Annotated in this window: 12 protein-coding genes; 6 read left to right on the top strand and 6 right to left on the bottom strand. The window is 60.8% G+C overall.

The annotated features are described in order from the left end of the window. Positions 1-60: 60 nt before the first annotated feature. Both gfa and CK215_RS01675 read right to left on the bottom strand, forming a co-directional pair. The gene (gene gfa, locus CK215_RS01670) at positions 61-630 is read right to left on the bottom strand and encodes an S-(hydroxymethyl)glutathione synthase (protein WP_067000227.1); all 570 of its coding nucleotides are present in this window, start codon (positions 628-630) and stop codon (positions 61-63) included. Between the two features lie 67 nt (positions 631-697). Continuing rightward, complete coding sequence (locus CK215_RS01675; RefSeq protein WP_095829905.1) at positions 698-1,825, bottom strand: S-(hydroxymethyl)glutathione dehydrogenase/class III alcohol dehydrogenase; 1,128 nt, start codon at positions 1,823-1,825, stop codon at positions 698-700. 266 nt (positions 1,826-2,091) lie between these two features. Between CK215_RS01675 and CK215_RS01680 the strand changes: the two genes are divergently transcribed. The 6 genes from CK215_RS01680 to CK215_RS01705 all read left to right on the top strand — a co-directional run bounded on the left by CK215_RS01680 (position 2,092) and on the right by CK215_RS01705 (position 12,693). Further along, positions 2,092-4,104 (top strand): acetyl/propionyl/methylcrotonyl-CoA carboxylase subunit alpha, encoded by a 2,013-nt coding sequence (locus CK215_RS01680; RefSeq protein WP_095829906.1) that lies wholly within the window; start codon positions 2,092-2,094, stop codon positions 4,102-4,104. A gap of 116 nt (positions 4,105-4,220) precedes the next feature. Beyond that, on the top strand, positions 4,221-7,748 hold the full coding sequence (gene dnaE / locus CK215_RS01685) for a DNA polymerase III subunit alpha (RefSeq protein WP_095829907.1): 3,528 nt from the start codon (positions 4,221-4,223) through the stop codon (positions 7,746-7,748). A 335-nt stretch (positions 7,749-8,083) separates the two neighbouring features. Then, complete coding sequence (locus CK215_RS01690; RefSeq protein WP_245418583.1) at positions 8,084-9,043, top strand: glycosyltransferase family 2 protein; 960 nt, start codon at positions 8,084-8,086, stop codon at positions 9,041-9,043. Continuing rightward, positions 9,043-10,731, top strand: coding sequence for a hypothetical protein (locus CK215_RS01695; protein WP_095829908.1), 1,689 nt, complete (start codon positions 9,043-9,045; stop codon positions 10,729-10,731). The genes CK215_RS01690 and CK215_RS01695 overlap by 1 nt, the downstream gene beginning before the upstream one ends. Before the next feature lie 22 nt (positions 10,732-10,753). Then, a complete protein-coding gene (locus CK215_RS01700) occupies positions 10,754-11,974 on the top strand; it encodes a glycosyltransferase (protein ID WP_245418595.1) in 1,221 nt (406 codons plus the stop codon). 41 nt (positions 11,975-12,015) lie between these two features. Then, positions 12,016-12,693 (top strand): class I SAM-dependent methyltransferase, encoded by a 678-nt coding sequence (locus CK215_RS01705; protein WP_210201661.1) that lies wholly within the window; start codon positions 12,016-12,018, stop codon positions 12,691-12,693. On the opposite strand, the gene CK215_RS01710 is transcribed toward CK215_RS01705, so the two are convergent. From CK215_RS01710 to CK215_RS01725, 4 genes are all read right to left on the bottom strand, one after another. Further along, entirely contained in the window at positions 12,690-13,496 is an 807-nt protein-coding gene (locus CK215_RS01710) for a hypothetical protein (RefSeq protein ID WP_095829910.1), read from the bottom strand. The two genes, CK215_RS01705 and CK215_RS01710, sit on opposite strands and share 4 nt — an antisense overlap. A 107-nt stretch (positions 13,497-13,603) precedes the next feature. Continuing rightward, on the bottom strand, positions 13,604-14,422 hold the full coding sequence (locus CK215_RS01715; protein WP_095802189.1) for an FkbM family methyltransferase: 819 nt from the start codon (positions 14,420-14,422) through the stop codon (positions 13,604-13,606). 329 nt (positions 14,423-14,751) lie between these two features. Then, positions 14,752-15,633: a DMT family transporter gene (locus tag CK215_RS01720; RefSeq protein WP_095829912.1), complete on the bottom strand. Its 882-nt coding sequence runs from the start codon at positions 15,631-15,633 to the stop codon at positions 14,752-14,754. 80 nt (positions 15,634-15,713) lie between these two features. Then, the gene (locus CK215_RS01725; protein ID WP_095829913.1) at positions 15,714-16,514 is read right to left on the bottom strand and encodes an IclR family transcriptional regulator; all 801 of its coding nucleotides are present in this window, start codon (positions 16,512-16,514) and stop codon (positions 15,714-15,716) included. Between the last annotated feature and the right edge of the window lie 10 nt (positions 16,515-16,524).

Below are 16,524 nucleotides of genomic sequence, written 5' to 3' on the forward strand. Positions count from 1 at the left end.
TCTCTCCAAATGTGCAAAGGGCCGGCGTTGGCCGGCCCTTTACCAGAAATCCCGCAATCGTCAGGCCGCCAAGGCTCCCGACTTCTTCGCCGTCCAGGTGGCGATGTAGTCCATCAGGGCGGGGTTGAGGCAGTCATAGGGTTCGAGCCCGATCGACTTCAGCTGGCCGCGGATGCCGTCCATGCGGCTCGGGTCGACGCCGGCTTCGATGATGGAGGAGACAAAGGCGGCAAAGCCGGGCGGCGACCAGCCGTCCTCCTCGAAACGCTCGGGATGGATGAAGGACAGACCCTTGAAGGGATGGTCGCGCTCGACCGGGCCGTACATGTGCACGCCGCAGCTGGTGCAGGCATGGCGCTGGATCAGCGCTGCCGGGTCGACCACCTTCAGCTTGTCGCCATTCTCGGCCACAGTGACGTCGCCGGTGCCGGCAACGGCCACGACCGAGAACACCGCGCCTTCCGGCTTCCAGCATTTGGTGCAGCCGCAGGCATGGTTGTGGGCGATCTGGCCCTTGACCTTCACCTTCACCGGGTTGCTGGTGCAGAGACAGACCAGCGTGCCGCCGGAAAAGGCAGCACTTTCCTTCGGCAGCCCGTTGTCGATCTTCGGATGCAGTTTTTCCGCCATTCGTCCTTCCTCCCATGTTGAGCCGCAAAGGTCGCGGGCTCCAGCCCGCGACCGATGCGGCATTGCTTCAATAAACCACGACGCTGCGGATCGACTTGCCCTCATGCATGAGATCAAAACCCTTGTTGATGTCGTCGAGCGTCAGCGTATGGGTGATCATCGGGTCGATCTGGATCTTCTTGTCCATGTACCAGTCGACGATCTTCGGCACGTCGGTGCGGCCGCGCGCGCCGCCGAAGGCGGTGCCCATCCAGGTGCGACCGGTGACCAGCTGGAAGGGCCGCGTCGCAATCTCCTGGCCGGCGCCGGCAACGCCGATGATGACCGACTTGCCCCAGCCGCGATGCGAGGCTTCCAGCGCCTGGCGCATCACCTTGGTGTTGCCGGTGCAGTCGAAGGTGTAGTCGGCGCCGCCGATCTGGTCGGCGCCGCGCTTGGTCAGGTTGACCAGGTAAGGCACGACGTCGCCGTCGATCTCCTGCGGATTGACGAAATGCGTCATGCCGAACTTCTCGCCCCAGGCCTTCTTGTCGTTGTTCAAGTCGACGCCGATGATCATGTCGGCGCCGGCCAGGCGAAGGCCCTGGATGACGTTGAGGCCAATGCCGCCGAGGCCGAAGACGACCGCGGTGGCGCCCTGCTCGACCTTGGCCGTGTTGATGACAGCGCCGATGCCGGTGGTCACGCCGCAGCCGATATAGCAGATCTTGTCGAAGGGGGCGTCGGGATTGACCTTGGCGACCGCGATCTCCGGCAGCACGGTGAAGTTGGAGAAGGTCGAGCAGCCCATATAGTGGAACAGCTTTTCACCGCCGACCGAAAAGCGCGAGGTGCCGTCGGGCATCAGGCCTTGGCCCTGCGTGGCGCGGATGGCGATGCAGAGATTGGTCTTGCGCGACAGGCAGGACGGGCACTGCCGGCATTCGGGCGTGTAGAGCGGGATGACATGGTCGCCCTTCCTGACCGAGGTCACGCCCTTGCCGACATCGACGACGATGCCGGCGCCCTCATGGCCGAGGATCGCCGGAAAGATGCCTTCCGGATCGGCGCCCGAGAGCGTGAACTCGTCGGTGTGGCAGATGCCGGTCGCCTTGACCTCGATCAGCACCTCGCCTTCGCGCGGCCCCTCAAGGTCTACCTCCATGATCTCCAGCGGCTTTCCGGCACCAACGGCAACTGCGGCACGCGTTTTCATGAGGCATTCCTCCCAAGGCAATCTTAAAGGTCTCAGCTTTATGGCAGGCCGCCGAGCCTGCCCGGCGAGGCGAATACCGCCTGCCATTTTCTTGCGCTCGCCACCACCTTACCGGGTTCGAAGGTGGCGGCCAACGTCTGTTGCGACGTTTTTCGACGCCGTTTCTGCAAAAGCATCGAGTGCCGAAGGGCAGGGGTTGGAGACACTTGAGGCGCGTCGGGATTGTCCATAGAACTGGACCGCTTCGCCGGAGGAACGACATCCGAATGTTCAAGAAGATCCTGATCGCCAATCGCGGCGAGATCGCCTGCCGCGTGATCAAGACGGCGCGCAAGATGGGGATCGCCACGGTCGCGGCTTATTCGGACGCCGATCGCGACGCCGTGCATGTCGAAATGGCCGACGAGGCTGTGCATATCGGCCCGTCGCCGGCCGCGCAGAGCTATCTAGTGCCTGAGAAGATCATCGCCGCCTGCAAGGAAACCGGCGCCGAAGCGGTGCACCCGGGTTATGGCTTCCTGTCGGAACGCGCCTCTTTCTGCGAAGCGCTGGAAAAGGAAGGCATCATCTTCATCGGACCGAAGCCCAAGGCGATCCGCGCAATGGGCGACAAGATCGAATCGAAGAAGTTCGCCAGCCAGGCCAAGGTTTCGACCGTGCCCGGCTGGCTGGGTGTCATCGAAAATGCCGACCACGCCGAAAGGATTGCCGGCGAGATCGGCTATCCGGTGATGATCAAGGCCTCGGCCGGCGGCGGCGGCAAGGGCATGCGCATCGCCTGGAGCAGCGCGGAAGTGCGCGACGGCTTCGAGCGAGCGCGTTCGGAAGCGAAAAGCTCTTTCGGCGATGACCGCGTCTTCATCGAGAAATTCGTCGTCGACCCGCGCCATATCGAGATCCAGGTGCTGGCCGACGCGCATGGCAATGCGCTCTATCTGGGTGAGCGCGAATGCTCGATCCAGCGCCGCAACCAGAAGGTGGTCGAGGAAGCGCCGTCGCCGTTCCTCGACGCCAGGACGCGCAAGGCCATGGGCGAGCAGGCTGTGGCGTTGGCGAAATCCGTCGATTACCAGAGCGCCGGCACGGTCGAGTTCATCGTCGACAAGGACAGGAACTTCTATTTCCTTGAAATGAACACGCGATTGCAGGTCGAGCATCCGGTGACGGAGCTCGTCACCGGCATCGATCTGGTCGAGCAGATGATCCGCATCGCCGCCGGCGAAAAGCTCGGCATCAGGCAAAGCCAGGTGAAGCTGAACGGCTGGGCGGTGGAAAGCCGTCTCTATGCCGAGGACCCGTTCCGCAATTTCCTGCCCTCGATCGGCCGGCTGACGCGCTACCGGCCGCCGCAAGAGGGCACGTTCGGCGATGTGGTGATCCGCAACGACACCGGCGTCGCCGAAGGCGCCGAGATATCGATGTTCTACGACCCGATGGTGGCAAAGCTCTGCACCTGGGCGCCGACGCGGCTCGAGGCTATCGATGCCATGTCCGAAGCGCTGGACGGTTTTGTTGTCGACGGCATAGAGCACAACATTCCGTTCCTCGCTGCGCTGATGCAGCATCCGCGTTGGCGCGAGGGGCGGCTTTCCACAGGCTTCATCGCCGAGGAATATCCGGACGGTTTCGCGCCGGTCGAACCGGACGGCGCGGAGAGGGCGGTGTTCGCAGCGATCGCCACCGCGATCGAGTTGCTGCGGCGGGACCGGCTCGACCGGCTCAGCGGCCGGTTGGCACCGCATTCGGGCCATCTCAAGCGCGACTGGGTGGTGAAGATCGGCGCGGACTATCTTTGCGCCGGCATCCTGGACGGCATGGTCTCGACCCCGATGGAGATCGATCTCTCGATCGATGGCAGCGAGCCGCTGACGGTCGCTTCCGACTGGCGGCCAGGGGACGCGATCTGGCGCGGCACGGTCGGCGGCAGCCGGATCGCGGCGCAAGTCCGGCCGGTGCTGAACGGCCTTTGTATCGCCTGGAAGGGCATGTCGGTGACGGCTCAAGCCATGCTGCCGCGGACGGCGGAGCTGGAAAGGCTGATGCCGGAAAAGCTGCCGCCGGATACCTCGAAAATGCTGCTTTGCCCGATGCCAGGACTGGTGGTGTCGATAGCCGTCGCCGAGGGCCAAGAAGTCAAGGCCGGCGAGACGCTGGCCGTGGTCGAGGCGATGAAGATGGAGAACGTGCTGCGCGCGGAGCGCGACCTCACCGTGGCGAAGCTAAACGCCAAACCGGGTGACAGCCTGGCGGTCGACGCGGTGATCATGGAGTTCGCCTGAGCCAGCGCGACATAGGCCGCAACCTTGTGGTTCGCGGTCGATTGTACTGGACTGGCATCGCGGCGTCCGGGACAATACATCTGCACGGATGAGTCCTTGAGATAGCGCGAAAAAACATGGCGGATGAACGACTTCCACGCGACCCTTTGCAGCGCGAAGCTGTCGTGAAGGCCACGCAGCCGGAGACGCCTGCGCGGAGGTTCATCCATCTGCGCGTGCATTCAGCCTATTCGCTGCTCGAGGGCGCCCTGCAACTCGGCGCCATCGTCGGCCACGCGGTCAAGGATGAAGCGCCGGCGATCGCAGTGACCGACACCAACAATCTGTTCGGCGCGCTCGAATTCGCCCAGAAAGCGGTCAAGGACGGCGTCCAGCCGATCATCGGCTGCCAGGTCGACCTGGTCTTTTCCGGCGAAACGAGCGACGCCCAACGCGACCGCCGCCGGCACGGTCCCGAGATGTCGCCGATCGTGCTGATCGCCGCCAGCGAGGCCGGCTATGCCAATCTGGTCCGGCTGATCAGCAAGGTTTACCTGGAAACGCCGCCCGGCGAGCCGGTGCACATGACCAGCGCCATGCTGGAGAGCCATTGCGATGGCCTGCTATGCCTGACCGGCGGCCCGCGCGGCCCGATCGGCAGCGCGCTGAAGGCGGACCGCCGCGACCTTGCCGAACAGCGACTGCTGTTCCTCAAAGAGCTTTTCGGCGACCGTCTCTATGTCGAGTTGGAACGGGTCGCCGGCTATGACCGCATGGTCGAAAAGTCGACGCTCGACCTTGCCTATAGCCACGAACTGCCGCTGGTCGCCACCAACGAGGCCTTCTTCTCCAAGCGTGAAGACTACGAGGCGCATGACGCGCTGATTGCGATCGCCGAAGGCTCAGTGGTGGCCGCCGACAATCGCCGGCGGCTTTCGCCTGACAATTTCCTGCGCGGCCAGGCCGAGATGGCGCGGCTGTTCTCCGACCTGCCGGAAGCGATCGACAACACGGTCGAGATCGCCATGCGCTGCTCCTATTATCCGAAGAACCGCAGCCCGATCCTGCCGCGTTTCACCGGCGCCGACTCCGCCGACAAGGACGCCGCCGAGAAGGCGGAAGCCGCCGAGCTCTCGCGCCAGGCGCGCGAGGGCCTCGAAGCGCGGCTTGCCGCGCACGGACCGACGCCCGGCTACACGGTCGAGCAATATCGCGAGCGGCTCGAATTCGAGCTCGGCATTATCGAGAAGATGAAGTTCCCCGGCTACTTCCTGATCGTTGCCGACTTCATCAAATGGGCGAAGGCGCAAGGCATCCCGGTCGGACCGGGGCGCGGTTCGGGCGCCGGCTCGCTTGTCGCCTATTCGACCACCATCACCGACATCGACCCACTGCGCTTCTCGCTGCTGTTCGAGCGCTTCCTCAACCCGGACCGCGTCTCGATGCCGGACTTCGACATCGACTTTTGCCAGGACCGGCGCGAGGAGGTCATCCGCTACGTCCAGCAGAAATACGGCCGCGACCAGGTCGGGCAGATCATCACCTTTGGTACGCTGCAGGCGCGCGCCGTGCTGCGCGACGTCGGCCGCGTGCTGCAGATGCCCTATGGCCAGGTCGACAAGCTCTCCAAGATGGTGCCGCAGAACCCGGCCAACCCGGTCAAGCTGGCGGACGCCATCGCCAACGAGCCGCGCTTCGCCGAGGAGGCGGAAAAGGAGCCGATCGTGCAGACGCTGCTCGACACCGCGCAGAAGCTCGAGGGCCTCTACCGCCATGCCTCGACGCATGCCGCCGGCATCGTCATCGGCGACCGGCCGTTGTCGGAATTGGTGCCGATGTACCGCGATCCGCGCTCGGACATGCCGGTCACCCAGTTCAACATGAAATATGTCGAGCAGGCCGGGCTGGTAAAATTCGACTTCCTCGGCCTGAAGACGCTGACGGTGCTGGAAACGGCGGTGAAACTGATCCGGCGGCGCGGTGTGGATATCGATCTTGCCCGCATCCCGCTCGACGACCCCGAGACTTACGCCATGCTGTCGCGCGGCGAGGTGGTCGGCGTGTTCCAGGTTGAAAGCGCGGGCATGCGCAAGGCGCTGATCGGCATGCGGCCGGACTGCATCGAGGACATCATCGCGCTGGTCGCGCTCTATCGCCCAGGCCCGATGGAGAACATCCCGACCTACAATGCCAGAAAGCATGGCGAGGAGGAGATGGCCTCGATCCACCCCAAGATCGACCACCTTGTGAAGGAAACTCAAGGCGTCATCGTTTACCAGGAACAGGTGATGCAGATCGCGCAGGAGCTTGCCGGCTATTCGCTCGGCGAAGCCGATCTTCTGCGCCGCGCCATGGGCAAGAAGATCCGCGCCGAGATGGACAAGCAGCGCGAGCGCTTCGTCACCGGCGCCGTCGAGCGCGGCGTCGGCAAGGCGCAGGCCGATTTCATCTTCGATCTGCTGGCGAAATTCGCCGACTACGGCTTCAACAAGTCGCACGCCGCGGCTTATGCGGTCGTTTCCTATCAGACCGCCTACCTCAAGGCGCACTATCCGGTCGAGTTCCTGGCGGCGTCGATGACGCTCGACATGAGCAACACCGACAAACTGGCGGATTTCCGCCAGGACGCGCTGCGCCTCGGCATCGAGGTGGTGGCGCCGTCGGTGATGACCAGCTTCCGACCGTTCGAGGTCGGCGAGAACAAGATCTTCTACTCGCTGGCGGCGCTCAAGGGCGTCGGCGACGCGGCGGTCGAGCACATTGTCGAGAAGCGCGGTGAGAGGCCGTTCAAGAGCCTTGCCGATTTCTGCGAGCGCGTGGATCCGAAGATCGTCGGCAAGCGCGTCTTCGAAAGCCTGATCATGGCGGGGGCCCTGGACTGCTTCGGGCACGACCGCGCCGTGATGATGGCCGGCGTGGAGCGGATGATGGGGCTCGCGTCGCTGGCGCAGCAGAACGCCATCTCGGGCCAGACGGATATTTTCGGCGCCTCGCTCGGCGCGCAATCGCAGGCGCTCAACCTGCCGGCGGCCGAGCCATGGCTTGCCGCCGACCGGCTGCACCGCGAGTTCCAGGTGGTCGGCTTCTATCTCTCTGCGCATCCGCTCGACGAATACAAGGCCGCGCTGCAGAAGATGCGGGTGCAGAACTGGGCGGAATTCTCCGCCGCGGTCAAACGCGGCGCTGCGGCCGGCCGGCTCGCCGGCACCGTCACCACGAAGCAGGAGCGCAAGACCCGCACCGGCAACAAGATGGGCGTCGTGCAGTTTTCCGACACCACCGGCCAGTACGAGGCGGTGCTGTTCTCCGAAGGCCTGGCGCAGTATCGCGACATGCTGGAGCCCGGCCGTTCGGTGGTGATCACCGTCTCGGCCGAAGACCGGCCGGAGGGCATCAATCTGCGCATCCAAACGGTGCAGTCGCTGGAGGACGAAGCAAGCCGCATCCAAAAGGCGCTGCGCATCTTCGTGCGCGATGCTCAGCCCATCAACATCCTTGCCAACCAGCTTGCCGTGAAGGGCGAGGGTCAGGTGAGCTTCGTGCTGATCAAGGAAGCCGGCCAGGGCGAGGTGGAGATCGAACTCCCCAACCGCTATCGCATCTCGCCGCAGGTCGCGTCGGCCATGCGCGCGGTGCCGGGTGTCGTCGAAGTGGAACTGGTGTAAGCGTTCCACTACTGTTCCCGCGCAACTCCGAACAGAAACCGGCTCACGCTTTTCCCGGAATGCTTTGGCGCGAGACGTGGCCACCAATTCAAGCCCGGCCGCCATCACCCGTACTGGCCAAACCACGTCATTCGCTCAACGACGTATGGTCCTGTATATCTTTGCCTAACTTGTTCTTGCTAATGATGGCGTGAGCGGCAAACCAAGCTGACAATCTGGCACTCAAAAGTCGCCCGGCAAGAATCGTAACCCTCGTAGAGTTTTGTGTTCCGGTAACCAGGTAACCAAAAATAAAGTACTTGGCTTATGATGATGCAGGGCGTGGGGAGACGATCTTGGCACTGAAGCTGGTTATCCAGATTCCCTGTTACAATGAGGCAGCGAGTCTTGGGGCCACCGTTACCGCAATACCGCGCAAGATCGAGGGGATAGATAGCGTCGACATTCTTGTGATCGATGATGGTAGCACCGATGGGACTGCCGACGTTGCGAGAAGCCTCAATGTGGATCACGTGGTTAGCCATCGCCGCAATCGCGGCTTGGCGGCTGCGTTCCAGACGGGGATAGACGCCAGCCTTCGCGCGGGAGCCGATATCATTGTCAATACGGACGCCGACAACCAATACAACGCGTCGGACATAGAGCTGCTTGTCGGGCCTATTCTGCGTGGCGAAGCTGACATCGTCATTGGCGACCGCCAAGTGCGTACAAATTTCCATTTCTCGTCAGGCAAGCAGATCCTGCAGCGCGTCGGGACCCGCGTCGTTCGTCATTTGGCGGGGATAGACGTTCCCGATGCAGTCAGCGGATTTCGCGCAATAAGTCGCGATGCCGCAATGCAGATCAACATTGTGTCGCGCTTTTCCTATACAACGGAAATGCTGATCCTCGCTGGCAAGAGGCGATTGGCGGTGGCGTCGGTTCCCATTCGAACCAATGCGCCCATGCGGCGGTCTCGTTTATTTAAAAGCATACCTCATTTTATTTTCAATACCGGCATCACAATTGTACGCTCCTATGCCCTTTACAATCCACTTAACGCGTTTCTGCTCATCGGTGGCGTAATTTGTTTCGCTGGCTCGTTGCCGATACTTCGTTTTCTGTGGTTGTCTTTGGTAGGAGACAATAGGGGCCACATTCAATCGCTGGTCCTTGGCGGCGTGTTGATCATCGTAGGTTTTATCACTTTGCTTTTCGCACTTCTCGCCGACCTAATTGGGCGCAATCGGCAAATGCTCGAGATGACGCTTTTCAAGCTACGGAAAATCGAAGAGCAGATGGATCGGGTCGAATAATGACGAGTTTGGCCGGATTCTTCGATGCGAGGTCTGAAGCTCCTGTCAGGGTCGGTCGATGGACAATTCTTATTCTGTTCGGCGCTATCGCAGTACTGGAATTGACAACGGCGCTCTTTCGGGAAGTTAACTGGGACGAATTCCATTTCCTATCACTGATTTTCGAATACAAGCGGGCTTCGCTTAGTCTTGCCTTGCAAACGTTTCACGTCCATCTATTTTCGTGGCTGACATTGCTGCCCACCGACGAGATAGGCACGATCGTCATTGCGCGCTGCCTGATGTGGCTTCTTCACCTGGCCACGCTCTGGTTCCTCTTCAAAACGGCCGAGAACCTCGTTTCCATTCGCGGGGCTTTATGGGCGACGGTGCTTTACGCCACACTGGGTTTTGTGATGCGGAACGCGACGAGCTTCCGTGCCGACCCGATCATCACGACACTTCTGATGGGTGCACTATTCGGGCTGACGCGCGACCGCCTTCCGCTCAGGCTGCTTATCCTTTCTGCGCTGGCGGTGACGGTTGCGGGCCTGATCTCGATAAAATCGGTCTTTTATGTCCCGGCCATAACAATGGTCGCGACCCTGCAACTGGCACGCACCCACGATAAGGTATTGCTCCGGAATATGGCCGTCGCACTCGTGATTGCCGCCACGGCGTTCGTCGGCCTATTTCTTTGTCACTCGGCAAGCTTGGCGCAGACCGTATCTCAGGCCGGGAATACGCTGACCTCCGTTTACAACAAGCAGCTGGTTCATAGCAGCCTCTTCTACGGGGCGAGATTTCTGGCGTATTCGCTGGCGGTGAACGCGCTGCAATGGTCGGTGATCTGCGTCGGAATGGGCCTGGCTGTAGCTCGGACAATCAACAATAGCGGCGCGGAGAGGCTCCGCGCATTAACTATACTTAGCTTCGCCTCGCCGTTGTTATGCATTGCCTTCTATCGAAACAGCTTTCCCTACTTCTATGTGTTCATGATGGCACCCGTGGCGGTGGTCGGGGCGTTGGCCGCAGATAAGCTCTCTTCCCTGTCAAAAATTTCGGGGGCAATCCCCGTGATATTCGTCGCCCTGGCGGTTGGGCATGCGATTCCAGAATTTCAGCGAGACCAATCGGCTCAGCGATCACTGATTTCCGCCGTGCATCAGATCTTTCCGAACCCGGTACCTTATATCGCTCAAACGGGCATGGTTGCATCCTATCCCCACGCAGGATTTTTGATGAGCACCTGGGGAATCGAAGAGTATCGCGATCGAGGAGAACCGGTGCTTCTGCATGCGATCGAGAAAGAAAGACCGCCCTTCGTCATCGTCTCGGGCCCGGCGCTTTCGGCTGCGCTGGAACCCGGCACTGTATCGATCGATGCGGGCGAAGGATTGCTCCCTGCCGACATAGAGGCTCTGAAAGAGAACTATGTGCGCCATTGGGGTCCAATCTGGATCGCGGGAAAGCAGCTACCCGCCACAGGCGGGGTTGAAGCCACATTCGCGGTTCACATTCCTGGACCCTACACTATGACGGCCGATGCACCGGTTGAAATTGACCGGCGATCGATCCTGCCGGGCGATGTTGTCGAGTTAACTGAGGGAACGCATAGCTTTCGGGGCGGACTTGCCACGTTGCGCCATGGGCGAAACCCGCCTGTTCCCGCGCGCGCGCCGCCAACGACGATCTTCACCGGGTTCTAGTTGAGGGCCTGCCAGTTTGCGCGTGCTGATTTCCACATCCACTTTTCCTCGCTTTCATGGCGACAACGTCACCCCCTTTATGTCCGATCTGGTTTTCGCGCTCGCGGCCAGGGGAATAGAACTGGACGTGTTGGCCCCCCATTCGCCCGGCAGCAAGACGGTCGAGGATCTGGGCAACGGTGTCACCGTTCATCGGTTTCGCTATGCTTGGCCTGAAAAGCTGGAAAACGTCTTCTATGGCGCAGGAGCGCTCGAAAATATCAAGTCGAAGCCATCAAAAGCGATAAAGCTGCCACTCATCGTGGTCGCGCAAGCTGCTGCTACCTATCAGCTAGCCAAGTCGCGTCGCCATCATCTGATCCATGCACATTGGGTGGTCCCGCAAGGAATCACTGCCTTGCCTTCCTGTCTCGGTCGAACGGCTCTCGTCGTGAGTGCGCATGGCAGTGACGTTCTCGGTTTGCAGGGACGTCTGCCGATGTGGGCGAAACAGCTTGCCGCGCGGCACGCATCATTCCTGACGGCCAACTCTGCCGCGACGGCGGCTGCGCTACGCAGGTTGGGCGCAAACCCCGATCGGGTCGAGATCGTTCCGATCGGAGCATCTTCTCGAACTCGTGAGGAAACGGCCCCGTCTTGGGAGTGTGGATTCGCCGACCAAGCAAACCCTCTCTTGCTGTTCGTCGGAAGGCTAATTGACTGCAAGGGAGCGGAGGATGCAGTCGCCGCTCTCGCATTGCTGCAAAGCCGTCTGCCAGGCGCACGACTCGTTGTCGTGGGCGATGGGCCGGACCGGCAAACCCTCGAGGCGAAGGCCGCGTCTCTCGAGGTGCGCGACCGCATATTGTTTACGGGTTGGCTGCAGCCGGAAAAGGTTAGCCAGTGGATGCGCAGAAGCGATGTTCTGGTCATTCCCTCTCGCCGTGCGGCAGATGGCACAATGGAAGCGCAGGGCGTCGTGCCGCTCGAAGCGATGCTCCACGACCTGCCCGTGATTGCGTCGCGATGCGGTGGTCTCGTCGACATCATTCGCCATGAGGAGACAGGGCTTCTGGTCGCCGAGCGATCTCCGGGAGAAATCGCCGAGGCGGTGGAGAGAATGGTTACAAATAAACGCTTTGCAATCGGCCTCGCCGCTAGTGCCAAGGAATGGGTTCTGTCCGAGGGCACGATCGCCAAGACCGCTGAACGATTCCACGAAATCTATCGCCGAGTTTTATCGGCCGAGAGACGAACCCATTGATGCTTCACAAATTGCCGGTCGAAAGAAGGGCGTCCAGAATTATGTCGTTGAAGAAATGGGCGAAGAAGAGTTGGTTTGCGGGGCCGCTCGTTCGAGAGGTATATTTTGCCTTGGCCGCGCTGAAATTTCGAAATTCTGCTGACTATTGGGAAAGGCGCTACAGGGATGGCGGCACGTCGGGTGCCGGTTCAGCCAACCGTCTCGCGCGGTTTAAGGCCGATTTTCTCAATCGCTTTGTAGCAAGTCACGAAATTCAGTCGGTAGTTGAGTTCGGCTGCGGCGACGGGATGCAACTGGCCCTCGCAGAATATCCAAAGTACTTGGGGCTCGACAATGCACCTTCGGCGGTAGCCCAGTGTCGAAAGCGATTCGCGAATGATCCGACCAAACAATTCGAGCTTGTCGACAACGATCCGGGTGGTCGGCATGATCTCGCGCTGTCATTGGACGTGGTATATCACCTGGTGGAAGACAAGGTATTTGATACGTATATGCGGAACTTGTTCTCTTCTTCAGAACGGTTTGTCATTGTGTATTCAAGCAATTCAGCTGAATCGACCCCGGAACCGCACGTCAAGCATCGCGTGTTTACGAAATGGATCGAGGTCAATCGACCGGATTGGAAACTTTGTTCGGTGACTCCGAACGCTTATCCGCTTGATCCGCGCGATCCCGACAACACGTCCTTTGCCGATTTCTACGTGTACAGCCGGAATTAGTCAGATAGGGATCTCAATCGCCTTGTCCCTACAAGAATGACCGCCAGCAAGAGCAAACCCAGCACTACGGCAATTCGGTTGGTTCCAGCAATCAGGAAACCTGCGACAGAATCGATATCGGCAAGCGGCGAGAGTAATGCCGTGATCGCCTCCGTGATCCCCAAGCCTGCCGGAACGAGAGAGGTTAGTGTTCCGATTATGGAAGCTATCGAAAAGGTTGAAGCCTGATTGAAGCCGAGGCCGACCCCGAGCGCGCTTGCCGCGAGGCAGAGCCGAAAGGCCTCGAGGATCAAGCCAGCGAGCTTTATGGCCGACGCCGAAACAACCAGTCTCCAACTGGATCGGAGGCGAACCAGGAAGACAATGCTGGCGCCAGTGCACAGCAATCCGACAGTGGCAAAACCTGCACCGATTTTCATGTGGCCGAGCGCAAGAAGGAATAGGCCCGAATAGCCAAACGCTGCCCCAAACCACAACGCCATGAAAAAAAGAATCAGGCTGCCTCCAAGGCGCAGTCCGACTCCATGTGCCCGTAGCGCCGCAGCGCGCGACAAAAGGCCAGCCGGCAAAAACAGCATATTGGCGGCACTTGAAAAGACGCCGATTTCGAAGGCGTTTGCCCAAGCCATGTTCTTCTTCGCCATTGCTGCCATGATCTGGAGCTCGAGCGCATTCAGCGCCGCCGTGGCCGGCACTGCGACCATGACGAGGAAGACAAAGGGAGTTGCGTTAAGCCGTTCAAACAGGCCAGGCATGCTTTGGATAGCCAACAGCAGGCCGCCAGCAAAAATCGAGATCGCCACTGTGAGTCCAAGATTGCGAATGGGCGCACGGTGGGAACGTCCCCAGTTAAAAACCTGGTCGCCCAGGACGGTTAGGCGGGACACCACAAATCTTGCTTTAGCCGAATTCAAACGCCGTCGCCCCGTACTGCCACAATATGATGGCTACGCGAATGATCCGATGGCGATCTATCCGGGATTCGGGTCACCTGATAACCAGCTTCTGTCAGCGATTTCATGGCCCGTTTCACTTCCTCGGGCGCAAAATCATGCATCTCGCAGATCACGACCGGATGTGTTTGCAACGTTGTCGCGGCCCCCTGCAGCGCGTCTGCCTCGCCTCCTTCGATATCAATCTTTATCACATCAGGGCGTGGATAGCCTTCAGCTATGAGGCTGTCGATGCACCTAACTTGCACGCTCACGGGAGCGACGGCATTTTCCCCGGGGCCAACCAGCTTCCCCGACATTGCGCCACCCCTGAGGTCGAACACCCTCACTTCGTCGGCAGCACCAATCGCGAATTCGTGCAGCGATACGTTGGGGATCCTGTTTTCCAGAGTCCGGCGGAAATACTTAAGGTTGATCTCACCGGGCTCGAATGCAAGCACTCGTCCCGTTGGGCCCACAATCTTCGACGCGATCAGCGAATGCAACCCGATATTGGCGCCAATGTCATAGAAAATGGCCCCTGGTTTTAGATAGCGGTGGAGCAGGGCGGTGACTTCTGGCTCGTGATTTTTTGGGTTGGTTGCATTCCAGTGTAGCATCGGGTTGAAGAAGAGGTCATAGCCGTTTGGCAGTTTGACCTGATCGATGCTCCCCTTGGACGCCCGCTGCAAAATCTTGCCCAATCCAAGCCTATCCAGCAAAAAGCGCCTGCCGGCATGGGGAACTATATTGCCAAGAACGTTCACTAGATGAAATGCATGCTTCATAGTATTCATCGAGGCCCTCCGGAGAACTCGTTCACGCCCGTTCAGACTGGAAAATTGCGGACAGCGAGGCAGTGGCGCTATCAAATTAAACGGCATTGCCTTTTTTTTAGTGAAGCCGACAAAAGGCGCCTTGCTGATCGCAAGGAGGGATGAGAGCGGGTGCCGCCATGCCAATGAACGGCTGGCTGAAGGCGATTTGGCCCGGGCTAGGCAGCAATGGCGTAGTTGGCGGTGTTATGCGCTCCACCCGTGCTGATGAAATGCCCCATGGGCCCGGTGTCGACACCAGCCAGCGTGTCGGATCGCAGGCAATCCAACCGGGCGTCTGACCTTCACAGCTAGGAGGTCGCCACTTCGGCAGGCTGAGGCGCTTTGCGCTGCAGGTTGAGGAGATTGCCGGTCAGGATCAGCAAGGCGCCGCCGGCGGTGAAGACATCGATCTGCTCGTTGTAAAGCAGCCATCCGATGAGCGCAGACAGCGGCACGCGCAGGAAGTCCATCGGCGAAATGACGGTCGCATCGGCGTGGCTGAGCGCGCGGGCCATGCAGAAATGGGAGGACATGCCGGTAAAGGCGACCACGAATATCGACGGCCACAGTGCGACTGCCGGGTTGCGCCAGACATAGAGCGCCGGGACGAGGCCGACCACGGACTGAATGATCAGCATCCAGAAGATGATGCGCACGACGCTGTCGGTTCGTGTCAGCGACTTGACCATGACCACCGAGACGCCGAAGCACATTGCGGCTCCCAGCACGACGAGTTGCCCGGGATCGACCGAGCCGACGCCGGGACGCACGATGATCACCACGCCGATCAGACCCAGCACGATTGCCGTCAGCCTGGCCCGCGACAGCCTTTCGCCGAGAAAGCTCACCGCCAGGATCGCCGTCCAGATCGGGGTCGTGAACTCGATCGAGATCAGCACGGCCAGCGGAATCAAGGTCAGCGCATAGAGCCAGGCGGCCTGGCCGGCATAGTGGACGACGTTGCGGGCGATGTGGGCGAGCGGGCGCTGGGTGCGCATCGCCCTAAAGCCGCCGCCGGTCATCACCAGCGGCAGCAGGATGAAGAAGCCGATCACCGAGCGCAGCTCCAGCACCTGGAAGACATTGAGCGCGGCCGTCGCGGTACGGCCGGCGACCGACATCGCCAGGAACGAGGCGATCGACAGCGCCATCCAGAGCGCGGCCTTGGTGATAGAGGGAGCGGGTGCCATTGGCGCTATGTCGCAACACCGTCGTTGTGCCGCCATCGGTAGTCGCGGCATTCGACTGGGCCAGACGGCCGCATTCCGGCTCAGCTTCCGGCGAGCGACAGTCCGCGGGCGCGCTCGCGCAGCAGTTCAAGCAACTGGTTGCGACGCGGCTCCGGCGTGTCGACCGGCAGCACAAAGCAAAGCGTCGTGTTGATGGCGCCGTGGCTGTCGCGGATGGGAGCCGCCATGCACCAGGTGAAACGGTCGGCGAGCGCCGAGGTCTCGCTGAAGCCCTGCCGGCGAGCCAGGTCGACATCGGCGAAGAATTCGTCGGGAGCAATGACCCGGCCGTCGGGGAGTTCGTAGTCGGCGGCAGGAATGAAATCCTTGAGTTCCGTCTCCTGCATATGGCCGACCAGCAGCCGCCCCGACGCCGTCCACGGGATCGGCACCTCGACGCCGACATCGCTCGAGATGCGGAAAGGGCCAGGAGAATCCCGGCAATCGAGAACGACATATTTGTTGCCGCGCAGACCACAGAGCTGAACGGTCTCGCCGGTCTCGGCCGCCATCCTGTCCAGCGTTTCAAGGATGCGGCGATAGTGTGCGTTGTGGTGTGAGTACGCCCATCCGAACAAGTGCATCGCCCGCCCGAAATAGACGTAGCCCTCGGATCCGACATTTTCGAGCATTTCGGCTTCGAGCAGGCTGTTGACGATCTCATAGGTGGTCGAACGCGGTGCGTTGATCATCTTTGCGATGTCGCCGATGCGCATCGGCGCGCGATGCTTCAGCAGGGCCTCGAGCAGCATGATGACGCGGTCGATGCCGCGGCGGCGCTCGCCGGGCTGCGGTTGTGCCCCGGCGCCTGCCTCGATCAAACCAGTTGCGCCTTCGCTCATGCCAGCCGCC

Origin of the sequence: Mesorhizobium sp. WSM3864 (assembly GCF_002294955.1) — a bacterium.
Taxonomy (GTDB): Bacteria; Pseudomonadota; Alphaproteobacteria; order Rhizobiales; family Rhizobiaceae; genus Mesorhizobium.

Coding starts and splice junctions, on each gene's coding strand:
- CK215_RS01675 (WP_095829905.1), bottom strand. CDS start 1,825: ATGAAAACGCGTGCCGCAGTTGCCGTTGGTGCCGGAAAGCCGCTGGAG.
- dnaE (WP_095829907.1), top strand. CDS start 4,221: ATGGCGGATGAACGACTTCCACGCGACCCTTTGCAGCGCGAAGCTGTC.
- CK215_RS01680 (WP_095829906.1), top strand. CDS start 2,092: ATGTTCAAGAAGATCCTGATCGCCAATCGCGGCGAGATCGCCTGCCGC.
- CK215_RS01725 (WP_095829913.1), bottom strand. CDS start 16,514: ATGAGCGAAGGCGCAACTGGTTTGATCGAGGCAGGCGCCGGGGCACAA.
- CK215_RS01705 (WP_210201661.1), top strand. CDS start 12,016: ATGTCGTTGAAGAAATGGGCGAAGAAGAGTTGGTTTGCGGGGCCGCTC.
- gfa (WP_067000227.1), bottom strand. CDS start 630: ATGGCGGAAAAACTGCATCCGAAGATCGACAACGGGCTGCCGAAGGAA.
- CK215_RS01715 (WP_095802189.1), bottom strand. CDS start 14,422: ATGAATACTATGAAGCATGCATTTCATCTAGTGAACGTTCTTGGCAAT.
- CK215_RS01695 (WP_095829908.1), top strand. CDS start 9,043: ATGACGAGTTTGGCCGGATTCTTCGATGCGAGGTCTGAAGCTCCTGTC.
- CK215_RS01720 (WP_095829912.1), bottom strand. CDS start 15,633: ATGGCACCCGCTCCCTCTATCACCAAGGCCGCGCTCTGGATGGCGCTG.